Annotated in this window: 19 protein-coding genes and 2 pseudogenes; 16 read left to right on the plus strand and 5 right to left on the minus strand. The window is 61.0% G+C overall.

All coding sequences use genetic code 11. The features are described 5' to 3' along the window. Positions 1-71: 71 nt before the first annotated feature. The 3 genes and pseudogenes from ATN38_RS11375 to ATN38_RS11385 all read right to left on the minus strand — a co-directional run. The gene (locus ATN38_RS11375; protein WP_218748025.1) at positions 72-2,165 is read right to left on the minus strand and encodes a helicase-related protein; all 2,094 of its coding nucleotides are present in this window, start codon (positions 2,163-2,165) and stop codon (positions 72-74) included. Continuing rightward, a complete protein-coding gene (locus ATN38_RS11380) occupies positions 2,162-3,238 on the minus strand; it encodes a DEAD/DEAH box helicase (protein ID WP_218747992.1) in 1,077 nt (358 codons plus the stop codon). Before ATN38_RS11380 ends, ATN38_RS11375 begins: the two co-directional genes overlap by 4 nt. 225 nt (positions 3,239-3,463) lie before the next feature. Further along, positions 3,464-3,886, minus strand: a pseudogene (locus ATN38_RS11385) (DnaB-like helicase C-terminal domain-containing protein); the annotation flags it as partial. Positions 3,887-3,915: 29 nt separating this feature from the next. Between ATN38_RS11385 and ATN38_RS11390 the strand changes: the two are divergent. Beyond that, the gene (locus tag ATN38_RS11390; RefSeq protein WP_218747994.1) at positions 3,916-4,092 is read left to right on the plus strand and encodes a hypothetical protein; all 177 of its coding nucleotides are present in this window, start codon (positions 3,916-3,918) and stop codon (positions 4,090-4,092) included. Positions 4,093-4,233: 141 nt separating this feature from the next. Here the strand turns inward: ATN38_RS11390 and ATN38_RS11395 are convergent, their stop codons facing one another. Continuing rightward, a complete protein-coding gene (locus ATN38_RS11395) occupies positions 4,234-5,094 on the minus strand; it encodes a haloalkane dehalogenase (protein WP_218747996.1) in 861 nt (286 codons plus the stop codon). A gap of 134 nt (positions 5,095-5,228) precedes the next feature. On the opposite strand from ATN38_RS11395, the gene ATN38_RS32715 reads away from it, so the two are divergent. The 7 genes from ATN38_RS32715 to ATN38_RS11440 all read left to right on the plus strand — a co-directional run bounded on the left by ATN38_RS32715 (position 5,229) and on the right by ATN38_RS11440 (position 12,246). Continuing rightward, positions 5,229-6,806 (plus strand): TetR family transcriptional regulator, encoded by a 1,578-nt coding sequence (locus ATN38_RS32715; RefSeq protein ID WP_308256082.1) that lies wholly within the window; start codon positions 5,229-5,231, stop codon positions 6,804-6,806. Between the two features lie 78 nt (positions 6,807-6,884). Continuing rightward, on the plus strand, positions 6,885-7,790 hold the full coding sequence (locus tag ATN38_RS11415) for a metal-dependent hydrolase (RefSeq protein WP_158170699.1): 906 nt from the start codon (positions 6,885-6,887) through the stop codon (positions 7,788-7,790). Beyond that, positions 7,787-8,923 carry a PDR/VanB family oxidoreductase gene (locus ATN38_RS11420; protein WP_218747997.1) on the plus strand — a complete coding sequence of 379 codons (1,137 nt, stop codon included), beginning with the start codon at positions 7,787-7,789 and terminating at the stop codon, positions 8,921-8,923. The genes ATN38_RS11415 and ATN38_RS11420 overlap by 4 nt, the downstream gene beginning before the upstream one ends. An 8-nt stretch (positions 8,924-8,931) precedes the next feature. Next, on the plus strand, positions 8,932-9,360 hold the full coding sequence (locus ATN38_RS11425) for a limonene-1,2-epoxide hydrolase family protein (RefSeq protein ID WP_225989546.1): 429 nt from the start codon (positions 8,932-8,934) through the stop codon (positions 9,358-9,360). Between the two features lie 188 nt (positions 9,361-9,548). Continuing rightward, positions 9,549-9,746, plus strand: coding sequence for a hypothetical protein (locus ATN38_RS11430; RefSeq protein ID WP_020971351.1), 198 nt, complete (start codon positions 9,549-9,551; stop codon positions 9,744-9,746). 365 nt (positions 9,747-10,111) lie between these two features. Next, positions 10,112-10,639 carry an AAA family ATPase gene (locus ATN38_RS11435; RefSeq protein WP_064445142.1) on the plus strand — a complete coding sequence of 176 codons (528 nt, stop codon included), beginning with the start codon at positions 10,112-10,114 and terminating at the stop codon, positions 10,637-10,639. 1,334 nt (positions 10,640-11,973) lie between these two features. After that, positions 11,974-12,246 (plus strand): hypothetical protein, encoded by a 273-nt coding sequence (locus ATN38_RS11440; RefSeq protein ID WP_020971353.1) that lies wholly within the window; start codon positions 11,974-11,976, stop codon positions 12,244-12,246. Positions 12,247-12,574: 328 nt separating this feature from the next. Here ATN38_RS11440 and ATN38_RS11445 read toward each other — a convergent pair whose 3' ends face one another. Continuing rightward, positions 12,575-12,871: a putative quinol monooxygenase gene (locus tag ATN38_RS11445; protein WP_020971354.1), complete on the minus strand. Its 297-nt coding sequence runs from the start codon at positions 12,869-12,871 to the stop codon at positions 12,575-12,577. Between the two features lie 350 nt (positions 12,872-13,221). Between ATN38_RS11445 and ATN38_RS11450 the strand changes: the two genes are divergently transcribed. The 8 genes and pseudogenes from ATN38_RS11450 to ATN38_RS11485 all read left to right on the plus strand — a co-directional run. After that, the gene (locus ATN38_RS11450) at positions 13,222-14,361 is read left to right on the plus strand and encodes a glutathione-independent formaldehyde dehydrogenase (protein WP_024487877.1); all 1,140 of its coding nucleotides are present in this window, start codon (positions 13,222-13,224) and stop codon (positions 14,359-14,361) included. 85 nt (positions 14,362-14,446) lie between these two features. Continuing rightward, positions 14,447-14,578: pseudogene (locus ATN38_RS11455) on the plus strand (DJ-1/PfpI family protein); the annotation flags it as partial. Then, the gene (locus ATN38_RS11460; RefSeq protein WP_007735555.1) at positions 14,575-14,988 is read left to right on the plus strand and encodes a heme-binding protein; all 414 of its coding nucleotides are present in this window, start codon (positions 14,575-14,577) and stop codon (positions 14,986-14,988) included. The pseudogene ATN38_RS11455 and the gene ATN38_RS11460, both read left to right, overlap by 4 nt. A gap of 1,072 nt (positions 14,989-16,060) precedes the next feature. Further along, complete coding sequence (gene dnaK, locus ATN38_RS11465) at positions 16,061-17,935, plus strand: molecular chaperone DnaK (RefSeq protein ID WP_218747998.1); 1,875 nt, start codon at positions 16,061-16,063, stop codon at positions 17,933-17,935. Between the two features lie 8 nt (positions 17,936-17,943). Further along, complete coding sequence (locus ATN38_RS11470; RefSeq protein ID WP_064113709.1) at positions 17,944-18,468, plus strand: nucleotide exchange factor GrpE; 525 nt, start codon at positions 17,944-17,946, stop codon at positions 18,466-18,468. 6 nt (positions 18,469-18,474) lie between these two features. Beyond that, the gene (locus tag ATN38_RS11475; RefSeq protein ID WP_064113708.1) at positions 18,475-19,380 is read left to right on the plus strand and encodes a DnaJ C-terminal domain-containing protein; all 906 of its coding nucleotides are present in this window, start codon (positions 18,475-18,477) and stop codon (positions 19,378-19,380) included. Next, positions 19,377-19,706 (plus strand): chaperone modulator CbpM, encoded by a 330-nt coding sequence (locus tag ATN38_RS11480; RefSeq protein WP_020971358.1) that lies wholly within the window; start codon positions 19,377-19,379, stop codon positions 19,704-19,706. Before ATN38_RS11475 ends, ATN38_RS11480 begins: the two co-directional genes overlap by 4 nt. Next, positions 19,688-20,468: Clp protease N-terminal domain-containing protein (locus tag ATN38_RS11485; RefSeq protein ID WP_306300974.1), on the plus strand; the 781-nt coding region annotated here is incomplete at its 3' end. The genes ATN38_RS11480 and ATN38_RS11485, both read left to right, overlap by 19 nt.

Here is a 20,468-nt window from a genome sequence, read left to right on the forward strand (position 1 = left end):
GATCTCGACCGAACTTGCAGCCCAACTGACTCCGGCAAACCCTCCCGCATCCATCCGCGGCGGCTCGGATCCTAGGGAGAACAGAACACCTCAAGCACGCCCTTCGTCACCGCCTTCACGTACGAGTCCGCGCCTGCGATCAGGCGAAGGTGCTCCTCCTTGCATGACGCTATCGATAGGCCCGGCTGCGCAATGACTATGCGGAACCGCGGGCGCAGAAGCGGCGCTAGTTCCTGAATGCGCGTCAGCTGAGCGAGGTTACCCACCTCGAAGGGAGATATCCCCGTTCGCGCTTTGAAGTCCCGCGCGCGGCGAGCGAGGTGGCTCAACAGCGGGTCCGCGCCCTTCTGCCGCCACTTCGCACTGCGGACCGCTTGCCCGCACACCTCGTACAAGTCAGCCAGCCGGGCACCTGGAATGACTGCGGACGAATATTTGCAATGCACCAGCGTCACAACAAGTTCAGACCGGTCGACCTGCAGTCCTACGAGGTCGGCTGCTTCACCAGAGCGGTCATCGTCGATGAGAACGTCGAACTGTTCCTCCGCACGCAGGTAGGAGGACATGAATGCCTGGATTGACTCCGGTTTGCGTTGTGAGGTCTGCGATTCGACGCGGAAGTTGACGCCGTCCCAATTGATGGCGGTAAGGCGGGACGGGTCGATCGGTGGCAGGTCATGTTGCGGCGCCAGGTATCGGTCACCGTCGATCATGCGGTCACCAGCGAGGAACAGTGTGGGCTTGTTTTTGTTCAACCAAACGGACAGGCGGACTGAGTGACCGCGGCTTGACGTCGTCGCTTCATCCGAGATCGCCTCGAACACAAGGTGTGCGGATTCGATCGTCGCCTGGTATTTGATCCGCCACTCGGGTGCCACTAGCGAGAACTTGAACGGCCCCTCAGTTTCGAAATCATCGACTTCCCAATATGCGTATGCCATCAGCACCTCGGCACCGTCGTACTCGATCGTTCGGGTGTATCCCGCGCCCAGGTAAATCTCCCACGGCCAGTCGAGCCCTAGCAGCGCATGTGGCGGGCGAGCCTCCAGCGGTTCGGGAATAATGAGTTTGGAGAACAGCTCGGCAACACCGATACTCGGATCGATCATTTTCCCGCCCTGGATATCGCACCAGTCAACCCAATCCTTGAGGTTCTTAGCAGACCGCATCGACCAGACTCGCCCAGAGACCGCGGCACTGACCGTGACCCGCTCCCCCCTATCGAACCCGGAGGTAGCGATGTGCGTCTGAGACTTGCCGTAACTATCTGTGGGATCGAGAGCTTCGTTGACGTCACTGCCCACGAACAAGGAGAACCGCTTGAAATGATCGCGGACGTCCTTCAGACCGACGTTGCTCGGTATCAACCGGTCAAGGCCGTGAAAGACACGGAACGCATCGTTGCCGGCGATCACCCGTGCGCCCTCACCAACGACGGCTTCCGCGAGGTCTCTGTAGTCATCGGAGGTTGCCGATCCGTGGATGTACAGCAGTTTTCGCGCTCGATCGAAGTACATCACGATCAACTCGAACTTGCGGTCTTCGAGCCCAGGTACGCGACCCCACCGAGGTTCAGACCGCAGATCGAGAATCAACCACGCGACAGTGTCTCCGGCGCCGACCGCGACTTCCCCACCGACGACGTTCGCCTCACCGTAGACGGCAAGCGCCGCGCGCGGATCCCAGTCTTCAGAGGGTGTTTGGTGGGCGACGGTACTGACCTTGGGTTGTAGCAGCGTGATAGGAACGTCTCCGGGTGTGTCGGTAAACGACATATCAAACTCACTGAGCTCTTCGGCCTGAGTAGCTTTGCGTTCGGTGATGTCGTGAAGTAGCAGGTTCCAGTCGACGTCTTCGCGTAGCAATTCACGTACCGGCGAGAGGGCGGCAGCAGGACCGCGAATGACGAAAACCGACGCTGTTCCGAGCTTGTTGTCACTCGTGGTTCGCGTGAACCGACCAATCAACTGAATCATCGGGCTCAGGCTCTTCCTCACACTGTGGATCGCCCCGACCTTGAGCTCAGGTAGGTCGAATCCTTCGCCGAGCATGTCAACGCAGACGATGATGCGGCAAGTTCTGTCTCTGAGAGATGCGAACAGGTTGCGGCGTTCAGCCCCGGATACTCCTTGATGGATGGCTCTCGGACCGAGGTCTGCGGCTATCTCACGTAGATCTGGGCGATCTTCTTCGCTGCTGCGATCGAGTCGACGCGTGCAAGAAGTATGTGGTCGTAGCCCGCCCCTAGATCGCTACGCAGGCGTTCAGTGGCGATTTGCGCTAGTTCTTGGTCAGTGTCATCGAGGCTCAATATCGCCCGGTAGTCGATGCGGGTGTAATAGCCGTCTTTCTGCGCCTCGCGCAGCGGAAACCTGAAGATGATTCTGCCCGCTAGCGAGCGTCCGTCTTCGCGAAACGGGGTGGCCGTGAACAACAGCGTCGGTTTACCACCGAACGCTTCGATGATCGATGCCCATGTCGGGGCCGCCGAATGGTGCGCCTCGTCGACCATGAGATCGGTGCACGCATTGAGAATCACCTGTCTCGCATCGTGTGTGCAGGTGGTGAGGGCATTCGGGGTGGCGATCACAATGTTGCAGGCCTGAACGAACCGCAGCGCGTCTTCTTCAGTTGAAATCCCGTGTTCAAGGCGCCCGACGGTAGGTCGCATCGCATCACGTCCGACGATCCCGAACTTCTGCAGGACCCCGAGGGTCTCAAACTTCGACGCGACCTGCTCGCGTAGTGCGACGGTGGGCACGATGACGAGCACGCGGCGCGGTCGTGCGGCGACGAGAACTGCGAGCATCGTTTCGGTTTTGCCTGTCCCAGTAGGCATTACGACGATTCCTGGGTCATTCACCCCCGAAGCACGGTACCCCACAATTGAGTGCAGCGCACCGATCTGCGGGCGGCGCAGACTGCCTGCCTCGTCGTGGCTACGAAACCCAATTGCACCTCTGTACGACTCCAGAACGTCGGCCGGGTCGGTCAGTGCAGGAGAACCCATCCATGTTAAACGGCCGCTGTCGCCGAGTGTCGGCAGGCAAGCAACGAGAGGGCCGTCCTCTGAAGCGACGCCGCGGGTGGCAAGCCATGCGCCGTACTCGTTAAAAACCTTGTGAACACCGTCGGCGGCCAGTTCGACATTAAGTGCACCGGCGGGCACGAGGAGCTGCTTCACCGTGTTGCCCGCGATTGTGATCGGCGTGGCCCACACACTCGCGGTGGTGAACATCGACATATCTCCTACCACTTCAGATAGCTCTCAAAGAGATCAATGGCCCGCAGTATCGCCCGTCGTACACCAGGTTCTGCGCCAGACACGCCAACGCGAGTTCTTCGAATACGTCTGCTCTGGACGCCGTGGGCACGGATCTGACGACACTCCACATCGGGCAGCAACACAGGGCCAGCCCTCCGGTTCATGGCTAAACTTCGCTGCATCTCGACGTCTACAAGCTCAACCACGGGCCATGTCGACAAATCTGCTGTAGTGCAGCTGATGTGCGACTGTCACAGTCACGGCGGAACCGAATCGGTGCTTGGCCACGATGATGTCCGCCTCCCCTCCTCGGGGGTCATTGCGATCGGAGGTATCCGGTCGGTGCAGCAGAATGACTTTGTCCGCGACGTGTGCGATGGAACCAGTGTCTCGAAAACCAGCGAGGGTGGGCGGCCTTGGTATCGGCTGCCGCGGGCCGGGATTGTTGGACAGCTGAGAAGTGACGACTACTGCGGTGTTCGAGTCCAGCGCCAGCTTTTTCAACTTCCGGACAACCTCCCCAACCTTGCGTTCTCGGTTCTCGCAGGGCAGGACGGTACGGGCATTGAACAGGTGAAGTGAGTCCACGACAACGAGCTTCACGGATTCTCGGAGGCCAGGGCGTTGATCCGTTTGCTGAAGTGTCGCGAGTGGCTCCGTGGATTGACCCGACGTTGGCCGACGCGCCCGAACTACTTCTCACCCTCACCGGACGAACCTCCGCCGAAGGCGTTCACTCCGATCCCGATTGGTGGTGGCAGTCCGCCCCGCTCACCGAACGGAACGGACTTCCAGTGCGGCGCGATATCCACCCTGCCTGGACCTGACACGTACCCCGGCCCGCTCATGCCACCGACCGAATCGGTTCCACGCCGTTGTGCAGCTCGATCGTGGCCAACGTAGTGGTCATTTGTTCGAGGGCCGAGAGCTGAACTCTGAGTTCAGCGGAAGCCTGCAACTGTCACAACTCACGGGAATCGATTTGCGATGGCCGAGATGATTTCACCGGGTGCGTGTTCCTGGATGAAATGCCGCGCATGAGGTAGTTCGACGACGTCAAGGTCGGTGAACGTCTCGCGTATCCGTGGGATACACGCTTTCCGACGGAACACCATATCCCGCATCCCCCACACTGCGAGTGCCGGTTTGTCCCCCAGTAGCGCGGGCACGTCCTGGGCGAGTTGGGCCAACTGTGTTCGTGCGGCACGGATTTCCTTGGGCATGACCGCGAGTCCACGCCGCGATTCCTCTGTAGGTTGCACATTGCGATAATGGTCAGCCTCCTCCTCGGTTAGCGTGCGGCCAAGTTCCCCGAGCAAGAATCGCTCCACAAGGAGATTCTGTTCGAGTATGCGGCGTTGCATGGGTCGGCTACTCATGATCACGCTGAATGCTTGATTGGCCAGTGGCTCGATCGGCCAGAACACCGTGTTGCCCAGCACGATCCCTCTGACTCGATCTGCCCGCTCGGTTGCCGTGCCCAGTCCGATAGGTCCACCCCAGTCCTGCCCCATCAAGACAAAGCCGTCCAACTGAAGATGGTCGATCAGTTCACCTAAAATCGTCGTGTGCTCTGAGATTCTGTATCCGAAATTCTGCGGCCGCTCGGACAACCCGAAACCCAGGTAGTCCACCGCAATGCACCGGTACCGGTCGCGCAGTCCCGCCACGACTTTCCGATAGAGGAAACTCCATGTAGGGGAGCCGTGGCAGAACACAATCGGCGGACCCGTCCCCTCGTCGATGTAGTGAACCCGACCGGCAGACGAGTCGAACCAGCGCGACTCGAACGGGTACACATTCTCGTCTGGAACGAAATCGATCATCAAGTGGTGTCTCCTTGTCCGACCTATCTCTCCACGTCGCGCAGTAGACCCAGCGCGTATTCGAATACCACGCATGCCATCTTCGCTACACCTGTAGCAGCAGCGTGTTAGATACGCTACACCTGTAGCATCGAATCGTGTCTACACAAGCGACTGGAAGCCATGAACGTCGAGAGTTGATCGCCACCAGCGCCATTCGCGTCATTGCCCGTGACGGAGTTCGCGCGCTCACTCACCGAGTGGTCGATATCGAAGCCGGAATCCCACAGGGCGCGACCTCGCACCATGCAAGAACCCGACTCGCGCTCCTCGAACTCATCGTCAACACCCTTACCGAACGCGCGATAGCTGACGCCAAACAAGCTGCAGCCTTTCTCAATGCAACGGCGCAAGATGAGCACCAACTGAGCATTTCTGGTCTGGCGGGCGTGATCACCGAACTTGTCGAGACACTCTCGGTCCGCCGCGACGACATGAAAGCGCGCTACGCTCTTGTTCTCGAACTCGGTGACGAACCACTGCTTCGAAGAAGGCTGACAAACCAGTCCGAGGTTCACGCCATAAGCCGAGAAGTGACAGCGATGCTTCTCGACAGAGCAGGTCTGGCAAAGTCCAACGAACGAGTCGAGGAGTTGATCGCCCTCACGGATGCGCTGGTGTTTCAGCGAACGATCATCCAAGAGAGCACATCCCCTGAATCCATCCTCGCCGCCTATTTGCGAGGCATAGCCTTCCCCGCCGGAGATTCGTGCGACCCGATCGACGTAACCGAGGTGCCTAGACCGACCCGTCGTCGATTTTCCGCCACGGACCCATGCCTACCAGGACTCATGGAGCCGAATTCGCACAATGCCGGCGCCAAGACCTATGACCGTGTAGTCGTGCTTCCTCTCGCAGGATTAGCCCCACCACGGAGAAACGACGAACTGGACGCAACCGTGTCGCGATGGGAGATTGCCTCAGGGGCAATTCCACTCGACATCGGCCCACTCGCATGGCTGTTGGTCCACAGACGTGGTGAGCGAGAGAACCGATGGCGCCAGGCGGGCTACGATTTCGGTATGCGCAGGCTGGCTGGATCGTTCGATCGTGACCTCCCCGGGTTGCCGCGTGGCCGCGGCCGACTGGCTGTGGACGAGGTCCAAGACGCGCAACGCGATCGCATTCTGCGTGCGGTGATCTCGTCGACGGCGGAGAAGGGGATCGCCTCGACCACGATCGCCGATGTCGTCGGGCGTGCCAGGGTGTCTCGCCAAGCTTTCTACAAGCAGTTCGAGAGCAAAGAAGCGTGCTTGATCGCGGCGATCGACGCCGGCATCGAGGTGATCGTCGCCAACATCACCTCGACACAAAGCTCGACCGCCAATTTATCTCTACACGAACAGCTTTCGGCTGTCATCGAGAAGTATCTCGAGACGTGTTCGTCCGAACCGGAGTTCGTGCGAGCTTGGGTGGTGGACCTACCTGTGGCCGGCCCGGCCGGGGTGGCGAAGCGCAACGAGTACGTGGAACTGCTCGCCGATGCATTGCTCGTCGGCTACTCGTCCAAGTCTTCAGAAGCCCCGGGGCGTGAAGTGTTTCTCGCGGCGATCGGCGGTTGCAACGAGTTGTTCTACCGCCAGGTGGTTGACGGGTCGAATTCGTACATGAATCTTCATGCGCCGATCATGTCCTTCCTTGAACGGGTACTGGATCTCTCGCCCGACCCTTCGTAGTCCGGTGTTGACAAGCCAAGGGTAGATCGCCATGCTCATTCATAAGTACTGTTGCGTACTTATGAATGAGGAGTGGTCATGCGAATTACGAGTGGACTGACACAGAGTCCGATCGCACCGCCCGGCCGGGTAGCGATCCGTCCGCGGCGAGTCGATTTCGACTGGGAGAAAGCGCCTTTGGTGTGGTTGCCGAACGAGCCGATCGCCTCATACCTCCTCAGCTCGATGAACCTCGTCATCCCGGAGGGCGAACGGATGATGATCCAGGCCTTCGAGCAGGCCCTCCCGGACGTGCACGACGAGAAGCTTCGCGAGGACATGCTCGGTTTCATGGGTCAAGAACTGCTGCACGCAGAGGCGCATGACGAGGTCATGAATCAGGTGTTCACACGGCACGGGATCGACCCGGCCCCGTTCAACCGCCAGATGCAGTATTTCTTCCGTAGCACTTTGGGCATCGGTGACGACTCCGATCCGCAGGCCGTCCGGCAGCGTCTGATCGAGCGTCTCGGGATTTGCGCGTCTTCGGAGCATATGTTCGCGTTCGTGGGCGACTGGGCGTTGAACGCGGACTTGGAGAAATTCGGCGCGGATCCGCAGATGCTTGACCTCTATCGGTGGCATGGGGCCGAAGAGGTCGAGCATCGTGCCGTGGCACACGAGGTCGCCACGTACTTCGGAGTCGGCTACTTTCGCCGCTGTATCTCCATGATCATCACGTGGCCAATCTTTTTGGGGTGGTTGCTCCGTGCTGCGATGTATCTGAGTCGCAACGACCCCAACACGCCGAACATCGGTTATCCACGATTGCTACTGGAATTCGTCCGCGCCGGACGCCGCGGACTGGTGCCTGGTGTATCGAAATGGTTCTGGAGCGGTGTGTCGACGTTCGTGCCGGGATTTCACCCCGACAGTGTGGGGTCCACCGCCCAGGCCCTCGCCTACGTCGCGCAATCGCCAGCGGCCAAGCGGGTCAACACATGACACCCAACGCGCCCGAACTCACACAGCGGTGGCCGGCCCCCCGCGAGATCCCGGTCGACCTACGTCGCGGCAAGCGCCGCGACTCGATTCTGCGCATTCTGGACGTCCTGGTCTCCACGCAGGTCAAGTTGGCGGTCTTGATTCATCGCGACGAGCCACCGGAAAACCGGATCGACGAGTACAAGACAACGCTCACGGTGTCGGAGCGCACGACGGTGGCCACCGACAACGACGTGGTCAGTCTCGAACTGCGAGCACCTGACGGCAGCGACCTCGAACGGTGGTATCCCGGGGCACACCTCGACCTGTACCTGCCCTCGGGACGGATACGTCAGTACTCGCTGTGCGGCGATCCCGCCGATCGACGCTGCTACCGGATCGCGGTACGCCGGATTCCTGATGGTGGCGGCGGATCGAACGAGGTGCACGACGAGTTGCCAGTCGGTACCGTCGTCGGCGTTCGCGGTCCACGCAACGCGTTCGGGTTCGTCGAACCCGGGCGAATCGAGCGCGCGAAGCGCGTTCACTTCGTGGCGGGTGGCATCGGCATCACACCGATACTGCCGATGGTCCGCGAGGCGGAGCGCATGGGCCTGGATTGGTCGCTGATGTACGTCGGTCGCGAGCGCCGCACACTACCGTTCCTCGAGGAAGTGACGCAGTTCGGCGAGCGGGTCACCATCCGCACCGACGACGAGTACGGCCTACCCGCAGCGAGCGATCTTCTCCCGCCGAATGTCCGAAGCGGCGACGCGATCTACTGTTGCGGTCCGGTCCCGATGATGGACCTGATCACAGCTTGTGTGCGCAACGAGCCCGGTGTGGAAGTGCACGCCGAACGCTTCTCCGCCGCACCGGTCGTCGATGGACGACCCTTCCGCATCCAACTGGCTCGCACCGGTCAGGTCATCGATGTCGCCGCCGACCAGACCGCACTGGACGCGGTGCTGCGTGTGAACCCGAAAGCCCCCTATTCATGTCGTCAGGGCTTCTGCGGCACCTGCATGGTCCACGTCAGCGACGGCGACGTCGATCATCGTGACAATTCGTTGAGCCCAGCCGAGCGCGCCGCCGGCAAGATGCTCCTGTGCGTTTCGCGGAGCAACAGTCCCTGCCTGACGGTCACCACATGAATCCACCGATGAGAAAACACAATTCCAGACGACCGGAGTACCTGTTGAACGACGATCAACTGACATCGCGGGTGGTGGACCTGCTGATCGCACTGGAGGAAATGGACGCCGATGCCGTGCGCGCACTCGTCGATCCCGACATCGAATGGCGCAACACCGGCCTGCCCAGCGTGCGTGGAAGCAAACGCGTCGAACGGGCGCTCACGATCGTCTCTCGCCTGATCACCAGGTACGAGGTCGTGGAAGTGCTCACGATGACCACCGACCACAACACCGTGTCCTCCCGGCGACGAGAGATCATCCGCATCGGATGGTTTGCCATGCACCTCGACGTAGACGGCCACTACACATTCGCAAACGGCCTGCTTCGCATTTGGGACGACCGCTTCTCCTACCGCCGACTGCTCCGCGGATTGCGATTCGGCCCAACCACCTGAAGTAGCGACGTTTTGTGTCGCATTTTGCCGGGGAGTCCTCACCAGATGCTGAAATCTCCCCCTGCAGCTTCTCGACTGCATCCTCGGTTCAGGAGTTCGGCCGCTGGTGCGGAGAACTCTCGCCGAGTCTACGTTCGCGCATGTGACCAGCTCGTTGTTCCTTTGGACTGCAACGGGATTGGATACCGATGATGGATGCTCGACAATTGTTCGCCCTCGGCGCGCTCGGTACCGGGATGTTGTCGCTGGCCTTGCAGCTGACCCCGCTGTGTCTCGGCACCGAGGATGCGGAGCAGTACGTCTTTGTTCGCGCCGCCAATGCCACCGCGGTCCTCACCCTTGCTCTGCTGTCCGCCGCGTTTGTCTTCTGGCCGCCGGCTGGATGACTTTCCGGGCGCAACATGTTCACGAATAAAGGAGTTTCGGTGAATCCACCCATAAACCACTACCGCCGGCGATCGGTGGAATCGATCCTCCTCGGCGGAGCCCTTGCAGCACTGCTGCTCTCGGGATGCACGATCAGTTCAGCAGATCCCACTACCGAGGGCAGGCAGTCGTCGAAGATGCCCACCGACTCCGAGCAGATCACCACGGTGATCCGATCTCACCTCTGTACCCTCAGTACGACTCGACCGAGGTGCAACGAGAATTGTCGACGGGTCGGGGCATCCAGGGGTCGGTATTGAGCCGGCGTTCGACGGGTGCTCAACTGACGAGTAGTTCCGTAACTTTCTTCGAGAGGGCCCCACTAATGCGTATTGGAGTATCCGGCCCGCACGGGACCGGCAAGAGCACGCTGGTCGACGAGTTGTGTGGCCGCCTCGCGGGACACATTCGGGTCGATGAACCGTATTTCGTGCTCGAAGAGGAGGGGCGCGAGTTCGAGTTTCCGCCCTCGGCTGATGATTACCGTGCGCAGCTTCGTCGTTCACTGCGATTGCTGACTACACCTTCTTCTGGTGTTGTATTCGATCGCACGCCGCTCGACTTCCTGGCGTACTTGTCGGCGTGTGGTGTCGATCCGGAGGCAGAAATTGAGGCGGCGATTGTGAGGTCCGCGCTACGTACTCTCGACGTGCTGGTCGTGGTGCCGATTACCGTCGAAACAGTGCAGAAGTTGCCTGCGGTGGGGATGCCGGAGCTGCAGCGCGCGGTGAACGACGCGTTGCTGGATTTGGTGTACGCCGATCCGATGCAGGTGTGTGACTCCCTGGTAGTTGTCGAGCTTGACGGCCCACTCCGTGGGCGGGTCGACACGGTTCTCTCGGCTTTGCAGTGACACCGGAATCGTCGAGCTGGGTGCGTTCGAAAGATGCTGGCACTGATCGTTACTCGTGATGATCGACCTGGCGAAACTTCGGTTCATGGCTGGCCGGTCTCTAAAATCGCAAGGGATGTACGTCTTCTCGGGTGAGCTGGTGCTGACGCCCCTTCAGTTTGCCGCCCCGCAGAGCGCTGCTCACCAACGCGCGTTCCCGGGCTCACTCTCTGGCGGAAGGTATCGAAAACAGGCATCTCGTGGCTCAGAGTGAATTCTGAGAGCCGGTTGTCCTGGCAATTTTCGCGAAACCGAGGAAACGGAAGTCCAGCGTGACAGTCGCCGCGTACCCATCCTTACTGTTGCGATTCTCGCTACGGTCGCACTTGTCGTGGCCGGATGTTCGTCGGGCTCCGAGACTGATTCGACGAACACCGTAACCGCTCGGCAGCCGCCCAACATCGACATAATCGCTGGTGCTCGCCCCGAATCCCACCACGACCGATTCTTGTCCAACCTTCAGGCGATGGCGGCTGTAGATTCCGATCTATTTGTCAGATCAACCTGCGACTTTCGAAAAACTACGCGACAGTTGGCGCTCAAATTCCGGGCAAAGATGGCCTTTTCGACAGCTGAGAACAATCCACCAGCAGTCGGTCAACACTGCCCCTCTCCCTGGACTCGACGGGATGAAACCGTTAGCAACGGAGCTACGAACGAGGCACGGGGTGTCAGGATTCACCAGTGTGTCGAGGACCGGGAGTGACTGCCGACGGAAACTGTTGACTAGGTTCGAACCTTTCCAGCACCAGGCCCCGACCCGACAGGTGACCTATCGCCATGGTTCTGTGGCAACAGGTGTGGCCGCGACTTCCCACGAGCATTCCGAGCGCTCCAAGGGGCACCCACCACCCCTTACATACTTTGCCAGCGGAGATCGTCCATGTCGTTTCCAACCTCAGCCGTCGTTGATGCCAACAAACACCTACTGGCGCTTTGCAACAACGGCAACATGATATGGTCGGCAACCAACAAAACCGCACACAACGAGATCGCATCAAACGGCGAACAGCTAACGACTGCAACAATATTCAGTCCACGGCAATCCGGGCTCACACCGCTCCGACGCCAACCACACGGGGACGCGGCATCACCGCTTTTCAATCCTGAAACAGCCACCCGAAAACCACCCCCTCACTTAGGGTGTCGGTTTGTCCAACAAGAACACGGACAAACCGCGGCAGGTCGAACTCATCGGTTCGCCGCCGGGATGTTGACGTACTCGATCGACCGGCCGTGTAGTGGGGAGTCTTCACCTTCCCGATCGGAATCGGGCTTGCAGTCAGTACCTATGGATGGCGCTGGGAGGAAAGCGATTCCGGACCGTCGGTATCGCAGCGACTGCAGAAATTTTCGCCGTCAACCGCATCCGGGACCTCAACGAGGGCCAAGACACCGCCGAACTGACCGTCCGTATCAGCGGCCCGGGTTTGGACACGTTCGACGCTGACTGCGAGGCGCCCAAAGGTAACGTGCCACCCCAGGTCGGTGACCGGCGCACGGTGATGGTGAATCCATCCGACCTCACCTTTGCCATCGTCTATGACCATCTTTTCCAACAGGACTAGCACCAATCGTCCTTGCTCGATGATCCGTGGTGCTCCACTAAGCCCTCCTCCAAGAACAAGGAGTCCTACTTCACTCCAGGAAGGTCACCTCAAACTCGAGACACTTTGCAATGAAACGAGTTTGAAATGCTCTTCCTACACGGGTAGCGAGTTGGCTCGACTGAGTCCCTGCTCGTGATCTACCGATACCTGGGTGGAAGCGAGCGACGGACAGTACGCCACAGCCGCGCACGCCGGCAAAGCTACCGTGATTCGGGTATGGCTGTGGCACAACTGTATTCACAACCGAATGTGACCGGCATCGACAAAACATTTTCCAGTCGGTTGTTCAGACTTTTTCAGCGAGAACGTCGAGGTAGCTGATTTCGGGCGGCGCAGCGAAGAGTTCGTCGGCGCGTTCGCCGAGGGCCTTGCCGACCGGACCATTGAGATGTGTCTCGCGGGCAGCTTGGTCCGGGAATGCGTCGATGATGCCGAACGACGAGGGCCCGAACCGCACCGCGAACCAGGGTTTCGTGCCGGGCTCCTGCTCGACGAGCGGCAGTGCCGATCGGAGGAATTCCTCGACCGCTTCTTCCTTGCCGGGCTTCGCTTCAAGTCGGACCAGCAGCGCCTTGGTGGCCATATCGGATCTCCTCTTCGAGGTGGTGAACACTGTCAAGCATCACACCATCCATCGGTTAATGGAAGGTACCCAAACCCACCGTTCGAGGAAACCGATCCCAACCCCCTAGCGATCGTGGAGCCGAAGGAGGAGACTCCATGGTAAGGGAATGCGATGCCTGGATGCAGCCGCAGTTGCGTCGATGGCAGGAAAAATGTTGGTGCGCCGACATTTTGGTGCGGTCTTCACTTCTGCGCGCCGTGGACCTTCCCCGAACAGCACGATTCATTCGGTCGGTCGCTCACGCGTGGACGCCTGCGGCCGACGAGATAAACCGGAAAGCCGCAGCTACAAGACAAGGGAGTGCCGCGATGAAAGCGCTTGTATACGACGGGCCTCGAGAGGTCCACGTCAAGGACGTGCCCGATGCGCGGATCGAGAATCCGACAGATGTGCTGGTGAAGATCACGAGCACCAACATCTGCGGGTCGGATCTACACATGTACGAAGGCCGCACCGATCTGGAGCCCGGAATGGTCCTCGGCCACGAAAACTTGGGCATCGTCGCCGAAGTCGGCAATGCAGTGGTCAAAGTATCGCCAGGGGATCGAGTGTGCTTGCCGTTCAACATCGGCTGCGGCTTCTGCCGAAACTGCGAGGAAGGGTTGACTGCATTCTGCCTGACGGTGCACCCCGATCCGAAGATGGCCGGCGCTGCATTCGGTTTCGCGGGGATGGGCCCGTTCTGGGGCGGACAGGCGGAATATCTGCGAGTGCCGTTCGGCGACTTCAACTGTCTGCGACTGCCCGAGGATGCCCAGGACAAGGAAACCGACTACGTGATGCTGTCGGACATCTTTCCCACCGGATGGCATTGCACCCGCCTGGCCGACATGCAACCCGGCGATTCGATGGTGGTCTACGGCGCTGGCCCAGTCGGTTTGATGGCCGCGTATTCGGCGATGATCCAGGGAGCGAGCAAGGTGATGATCGTCGACCGCCACCCCGACCGGCTACGCCTGGCCGAAGAGATCGGCGTCGTCCCCATCGACGACTCGAAGGGCGACCCCGTCGAGCAGGTCCTCGAGCAAACCAACGGGAAAGGCGCAGACAAGGGGTGCGAGTGCGTCGGCTATCAGGCACACGACCCGCAAGGCCACGAGGACGCCGCCATGACGATGAACCGGCTCGTGGATTCGGTGCGCTTCACCGGCCACATCGGGGTGGTCGGCATCTTCCTTCCCCAGGACCAGAACGGCCCCGACGAACTCGAGCGCAACGGCAAGATCGCCTTCGACATGGGCAAATTCTGGTTCAAGGGCCAGAAGATCGGCACCGGACAAGCGAACGTCAAACACTACAACCGGCAACTGCGCGACCTCATCCACGAAGACCGTGCAAAGCCCTCCTGGATCATCTCCCACGAACTCCCGCTCGCCGAAGCCGAATCCGGCTACCAGCACTTCGACGCTCGCGACGACGGCTGGACCAAAGTCGTCCTGCATCCCTGACACGGCCAGAACCGAGAGGAGCACAACGATGCCAATTCCACTGCAGGGCAAGCAGATAGCGATACCGACTGCCGACGGGGCCGGAGGAGTAGAAGTCGTAGACGAACAGGTCGCGATCGACGGGAACCTGATCTCGAGCCGCTCGCCCGACGACCTTCCTGCGTTCCGTCAGGCCATCGTCGAGCAGTTCGCGAAGCTCGGGGCAGGTGCGTCATGACCGTGAACCAGACCTCGGTGTCCCTCGACGATGCGCAGCGGGTCATCGCCGCAGGACAGGCCAAAGCCACCGAGATCGAGTCGCCGTCGAACATTGCGGTGGTCGATGCCGGCGGCAACCTCGTGGCTCACGTGCGAATGGACGGTGCCTGGATCGCCAGCATCGACATCTCGATCAACAAGGCGTTCACCGCGCGGGCATTAGACGTCTCGACCGAGGACCTCGCGGCCAACGCGGGCCCGGGCGAGCAGTTCTACGGGATACACGCCTCCAACGGGGGACACATCATGATCTTCACAGGCGGTGTGCCTCTGCGGCACAACGGCCAGGTCGTGGGCGCTGTCGGCGTCAGCGGCGGCACCGGGGAGCAGGACAAGACCGTCGCCGAGGCGGCCGTGGCGGCGCTGTGAGCTCTGTTTCATCCGCGCGTCAGGTGAATTGACGCCGGCCAAGCCCGCTCGGCGCAACCGAATCCGGCTACCAGCATTTCGACGCTCACGACGACGGTTGGACCAAAGTCGTACTGCATCCCTGAGGCGGCTCCGAGCCGAGACGAACACAACCACGGCCAGACCTGGCACACCTGCGCCACCACGGGGGCGAGAGCAAACCGACCCCTCGATCGAAATCCTGCCAAAGGATGTAGCACAGGAATAGACGAGAACCACGTAAGTCCCGTAGTGACGGTGGCCGAAACATGTTGAATTGCAATAGCTCCCGCCTGAGCGGTCTGTTGACCAGCCACAGAACGGGACGTTGAACCGTGCAGCACGCGGGTGTGCGCCACCTACTCGCAACCAATTGGAACCGACCAGTAGTGGCTCATTACCTTTCTGTCACAAGGAGATTCGATAGAACTACAATGAATCTCGTCCGGGTTCAACGGAGCTGCTGTTCACTGACTGTGACGATCTTTCGCAAAGGGAGTTCTCCTTTTGCATGCGCCGCGGTAGTGTGGACGTACCGCAGTAGCGGCCGACACTCGAGTTTTCGTGTCGAAGCCGATACTCGGAGTTTCATGCGATGGCCGCTTCGATCGGGTTCCGGCGGGCATCTTCGATCAAGGGCAGGTGTGGTCGCCACTGCCCCGTTGCGCCCCGCCCATCAGGCGAATGTTGTTGACGCCCTTTAGGTGGACGAAAAGACTCATCATGGCTGGGTGGTTCGTGAGCTCAACCGGTTGACCGGCGGTCGGGCCCTGTCAGTACACACAGGCCCGGCGAACCCCACAACATCAACGCTGAGGGGCGTGATGTCAAAGCACAGTGGCGGAAACCCTTACCCTCGGCCGCTCTCGAGCCTCACGCCCGCCATCCACGGATTGGTGTCGGGCGCCGTTATCGGCGCCCCGCTCGGTCTCCGTGACTTCACCCAATCCACTCGCCAAAACCAGGGAACTACGAAGTCCTTGCCGACATCGAGCGAAGTTGCGGGCGGAATCGCACTTGCTCAACGGCCGGGCCGATCGAAAGGAATTGAGTCATGACAACTGCTGTAGGCATCGACTTGGGCACAACCAACTCGGTCATCGCAAGCTGGCAAGGCGGCGAGCCGGTGGTGATCTCCAATGTGGAGGGAGCACGGACGACGCCTTCGGTGGTGGCGTTCACCGAGAACGGTGAGCGTCTGGTGGGCCAGCTTGCCCGACGGCAGGCGATCTTGAATCCGAAGGGCACGATCTACTCGGCGAAACGCTTCATCGGACGCCACTACGACGAGATCTCCGAGGAAGCCAAAGCGGTCAGCTTCGACGTCGTAGCGGGTGACAACGGTGAGGCCCGCTTCGACGTGCGCGGCAAGAAATACGCACCGGAGGAGATCAGCGCTCTCGTGCTGCGCAAGCTCGTCGACGACGCGAGCAAGTTCCTCGGCGAGAAGGTGAAGGAAGCGGTCATCACCGTTCCGGCCTACTTCAACGACGCGCAACGAAACGCCACCAAGGACGCCGGCCGGATCGCGGGCCTCGAGGTTTTGCGGATTATCAACGAGCCGACCGCTGCGGCACTCGCGTACGGCATGGACAAACAGACCCACGAAACCGTACTGGTCTTCGACCTCGGCGGCGGAACCTTCGATGTGAGCCTGCTGGACGTCGGAGAGGGGGTAGTCGAGGTTCGTTCCACGGCCGGCGACTCCCACTTGGGCGGCGACGACTTCGATCGACGCGTGGTGGACTACCTCGCCGACGAATTCCAGCGCGCGGAGAACATCGATCTGCGTAAGGATGCGCAGGCGTTGCAACGACTGTTCGAGGCCGCGGAGAAGGCAAAGGTTGAGCTGTCCTCGGTGACCCAGGCCCAGGTAAACCTGCCTTTCGTCACCGCTGACGCGAATGGTCCCAAACATCTCACCACTACGATCATGCGATCGAAGTTCGAGGATTTGACTGCCGATCTGGTGGAACGGTGCCTCGGCCCGGTGAAGCAGGCCATGAGTGACGCCAAGGTCGCCGCCAACGACATCGACGAAGTGATACTGGTCGGCGGTTCGACACGTATTCCGGCTGTACAGGCGCTGGTTCGCCGGCTGACCGGCGGCAAGGACCCCCACATGGGCGTCAACCCGGACGAGGTCGTTGCCCTCGGAGCCGCAGTCCAGGCAGGCGTGCTCAAAGGCGAGGTTTCCGATGTGTTGTTACTCGATGTCACCCCACTGTCCCTCGGCGTCGAGACGCAGGGCGGGGTGATGACGAAGATCATCGAGCGGAACACGACGATCCCGGCACGGCGCAGCGAAGTGTTCTCCACGGCGGAAGACAATCAGTCCGCCGTAGACGTCGTGGTGTTGCAGGGCGAACGCGAACGTGCGGCCGACAACCGGGTGCTGGGCCGGTTCCGGCTGGAAGACATCCGCCCCGCGCCACGTGGCGAGGCCCAGGTGGAAGTCATTTTCGACATCGACGCCAACGGCATCCTGAACGTCACCGCTCGCGACAAGGATACCGGCAAGGAACAGAGCATCACGATCAGTGAACAGGGCAACCTGGATCAGGGTGAGGTCGAGCGCATGTTGGCGGAGGCCGAACGGAACCGGGGTGAGGACGAGGCGCTGCGCAAGGCGGTCGACGCGCGCAACGGGCTCGATTCGGTTGCGTATCAAGTGGAGCGGCGACTCGCCGAACTCGGTGACAGTGCCCCGCCCCATGAGAAGGCGCGGGCCGAGATGCTGGTTGCCGACGCCCGAAAGGCCGTGCAGGACGGCGCTTCACCCGCGGAGGTTCAGCCACTCACCTCGGAGCTGCAACAGCTGCTCTACGGACTTGTGCCGGACCAGTCGGACGACGGGCAAGCAGGCGGCGCTGATGCTGCGTCGTCGGATGACGGCGACGTGATCGACGCCGAATTCGATCGAAGCTGAGGCGCACGATGGAAATGTCTGCAGATCATTCGACGACTGAGCCGACTGACAACAGCGCCGACACGGATCAAAGCAAGACCGAGTCCGATCGCGCCGAGACGGCAGACGAGCTGTCTCAACTCGAGGACCGTTGGCGCAGGGCCGTCGCAGATCTGGACAACCTGCGCAAGCGATACGCCAAAGATCTGGACCGTGAACGCGCCGCGGAAGTAGCGAAGGTTTCGGCGGCGTGGCTGCCGATACTGGACAACTTGGAGCTTGCGCTTGCACACGCAGGCAGCGATCCGCAGGCCGTCGTCGAAGGTGTGAAGGCGATCCGGGACCAGGCGGTACAGGTGCTCTCACGACTCGGCTTCGAGCGCCACGACGAGGCCGGTGTGCCGTTCTCCCCGGAACTCCACGAAGTGGTCAGTGTGGTAACCCGACCCGACCTTCCGTCCGGGACCGTGGTCGAGGTCTTGCGCCCGGGTTATGGAGAGGACGGGCGACAGTTGCGGCCCGCCGCGGTGGTCGTCAGCCGCCCAGAGGGGTGAGCACCGATGGCCCGTGACTACTACGAAGTACTCGGCGTACCGAAGGGCGCCGGCACCGACGAAATTCAGCAGGCGTACCGCAAGCTGGCCCGCAAGTACCACCCCGATGTGAACAAGGATCCCACTGCGGAGGACAGGTTCAAGGAGGTCAACGAGGCCTATCAGGTGTTGTCCGACCCGGACACCCGGAAACGCTATGACCGATTCGGTGACGACTTCCGGCATGTACCCGAGGATTACGACGAACGGGTGCGGGCAAACGCCGCCGGGTACGGCGGTGGCGGGAGACGGGTGCACTTCGGCCACGGTGTCGGTGGTGAGGGTGCCGTCGACTTCGAAGACCTCTTCGGGCAGATGTTCGGCGGAGGCGGTGGGTTCGGACCGATTCCCGGCGCCGATCAGGAGGCCGAACTGGAACTGGCTCTGGAAGAGGCCTATCAGGGCGGAAAACGCATTCTCAGACTGGACGGACGGCAGTATGACGTCGACATTCCAGCCGGCGTCCTGGACGGCCAGCGAATCCGGTTGGCCGGGCAAGGAGGCCGAGGCAACGGTGACGCGCCGCCTGGGGATCTGTACCTCGTGGTGCGGATCAAACCGCATTCACGGTTCCGCGTGCAGGGTCGGGACATCTACGTCGATCTTCCCGTATCGCCATGGGAGGCGGTTCTCGGGTCGACAGTCGTCGTTCCCACACCGGGCGGAGAGGCGAAAGTCAAAGTGGTGCCTGGCTCTTCGACTGGTAGGAAGCTGCGCCTGCGCGGAGAGGGAATGCCGAATCCGCGCGGTGCCAACGGCAACCTCTACGCCGAAATCAAGGTGATGGTTCCGTCGAAACCGACAGCACGTGAACGCGAACTGTTCGAGCAGTTGGGCGCCGAATCGAACTTCAATCCGAGGAAAGAGACATGAGCACCTCAACGCCGATCACTCAGTACGTATTGGTTCGCCGTACCGGATTGTCGCCGGACGCCTTCGCCGAACGTACTGGCCTGCACCCGGATCTGGCACGAAAACTCGTGGCTCTCGGACTGCTCGACGCCCACCGCTACGCCGGCGGAGAGATGTCGTTCGACCCATCCGAAGTGACCCACGCCGCACGCATCCAACGACTGCGGACGGGTCTGGGTCTCAACTACTCGGCAATCGGGCTCGTGCTCGATCTGCTGGATCGAATCGAAAGGCTCGAAACAGCGGCCCGCAGAAGGAGGACATCCTCATGGACACCGGCAGCTTGACCGAAAAGTCACGAGAAGCCTTGCAGGAAGCCCAGAATGTTGCGACCAGAATGGGCCACACCGAAGTCGACGGAGAGCACCTGCTGCTCGCATTGGTCGATCAGCAGGATGGGCTGGTGCCCCGACTGCTCGAACAGGCCGGCGCGAATGTCGAAGCACTTCGATCCGATCTGGATCGTGAACTGTCGCGTAGGCCGAAGGTCAGCGGCCCCGGCGTGACCCCCGGTCAGGTGATGATCACCCAGCGTCTGGCCAAGCTGCTCGATGCCGCAGAGCGGGAGGCGAAGAGACTCAAGGATTCCTACGTGTCGGTGGAGCATCTTGTGATGGCCCTTTCCGAGGAAGGATCGGCCAGCGCGGCCGGGCGGGTCCTCGCCAGTCACGGGGTCACACGGGACGCCTTCCTCACAGCGCTGACGAAGGTGCGCGGCAATCAGCGTGTCACGTCGGCAACCCCGGAGGGGGCGTACGAGGCATTGGAGAAGTACGGGCGCGACCTCGTCTCCGAGGGGCGGGCAGGCAAACTCGATCCGGTCATCGGCCGGGATGCCGAGATACGCAGGGTAACTCAGATCTTGAGCCGGAAAACGAAGAACAACCCGGTGCTGATCGGCGACCCCGGTGTTGGTAAGACTGCGATTGTCGAGGGTCTCGCCCAGCGGATCGTCCGCGGCGACGTGCCCGAGGGCCTACGCGACAAGACGATCTTCTCGCTCGACATGGGTTCTCTGGTGGCCGGTGCGAAGTACCGCGGCGAGTTCG

The organism is Rhodococcus sp. FH8 (assembly GCF_019266085.1).
In the GTDB taxonomy this organism is placed as follows: Bacteria; Actinomycetota; Actinomycetes; order Mycobacteriales; family Mycobacteriaceae; genus Rhodococcus_F; species Rhodococcus_F qingshengii.